This is a genomic window from Negativicoccus succinicivorans (genome assembly GCF_018373335.1).
Classification (GTDB): Bacteria; Bacillota; Negativicutes; order Veillonellales; family Negativicoccaceae; genus Negativicoccus; species Negativicoccus succinicivorans_A.
This window is the reverse complement of record NZ_JAHAHH010000132.1, coordinates 1-1,320: the sequence shown is the minus strand read 5'-3', so window position 1 is coordinate 1,320 and position 1,320 is coordinate 1. Positions and strand designations below refer to the sequence as shown.

At 45.4% G+C, this 1,320-nt stretch carries 2 protein-coding genes; one reads left to right on the top strand and one right to left on the bottom strand.

What is annotated here, in order from left to right; genetic code table 11:
* Positions 1–430, bottom strand: a 430-nt coding sequence (locus KH813_RS06710) for a hypothetical protein (RefSeq protein WP_303994567.1), incomplete at its 3' end; no start/stop codon positions are given.
* Between the two features lie 460 nt (positions 431–890).
* Here KH813_RS06710 and KH813_RS06705 point away from each other — a divergent pair.
* Complete coding sequence (locus KH813_RS06705; RefSeq protein ID WP_303994566.1) at positions 891–1,295, top strand: TM2 domain-containing protein; 405 nt, start codon at positions 891–893, stop codon at positions 1,293–1,295.
* Positions 1,296–1,320 lie beyond the last annotated feature (25 nt).

Genomic DNA, 1,320 nt, shown 5'->3' with positions numbered 1-1,320 from the left:
TATCATCTTCATAATCGGTAGCCAATACCGAATTACAATAGCCGTCGACTTCCAGGTTGTGCCCCGCCACGATGCTGTTATTTATTTCAACCTCTTTTCCTTCTCTTCTAAGGTGTTTCGTCCCTGTCAGCGTGTTGTTTTTGCCGATTACGGTGCTGTTTATGCCTTTCGAACTCGAGCCGATGCCGATGACCATGCTGTCGGTCGCTTGGGCGCCGTCGCTGTCATAGTTGGAGCCCGCCGCTTTTTGATCACTGGTTACCGAGACGTAAGGTGTGCCATCGGCCGCATACACGCCGAACGCGACAGGCGCCGCCACCAAAGCCGCGAAAAGAGCCGCCGTGACGCTTCTCCGCAATCCTTCGCGAGACGAATTTTTCGCGCTCGACTTCACCGATTCGCTCCGGACGATTTTTTGAATTTTATTCATTTTCTTCTCTCCTTTGCTAAATCACAATACCGATGAACACCAACGAGGTCTGCCCACCACCATTCTTTTTTGATATCCTGACACATTACGGATGCTATCCAAATATTTATCTGTATTATAGATTCGTTACAGAACGATTACCTTTTAAATTCTATATTAATTTTGCATGTGCGCACAATTTTATGACTTTACGTCATGACAATGCGTTTCAGGCGTTCGGCAGGGTGTAAAACATCTGGCACAAAAGCTGCCTCCATGAATCATTTCTTTGCTATTTTATCGGGTACGCAATCTTATTTTGTAATCACTTTTTTATTCTTTATGAAAACAGTTTTCTAAATTTAAAACTTATGGTATTCTAATCACAAATGGTTTTGTCAGATGCCATGGTTGATTCTGCAAAAAATACACGCGGCATTCGCGACAAAAACGGAAAGCGTCACCAGAAAGGGGTGCTACTATGGATGAAAACAACCGAAAGTCGGAACAGGTAAACGAGGAAGTTGATTCTTCAGTAATGGATGATGCCACCGCGAAGGAGACCGAATCGCAGGCAGAACCGGTAGAGGAACGCATCATCGAAAGGACGACGATCATCAAAGAAGTTCCTGTGAACAAAGGTGTAAATCGGGTAGTGTATATCCTGCTCGCTTTTTTCTTCGGTACGATCGGAGTGCATCGTTTTTATGCGGGCCATGCTTTCGCCGGAATATGCTATCTTCTTTGCAGCATCATCGGCTGGAGCCTGACATGGTTCTTAGGAATCGGCGTTATTATATTGGGCATTGAACTGATATTTTGTCTGTATGACATCGTTCGGGCCGCCTTCGCTACCGCCGATGAACACGGACAGATCCATGTGTAAGCCAACATACCGCTTTTAGATCGTA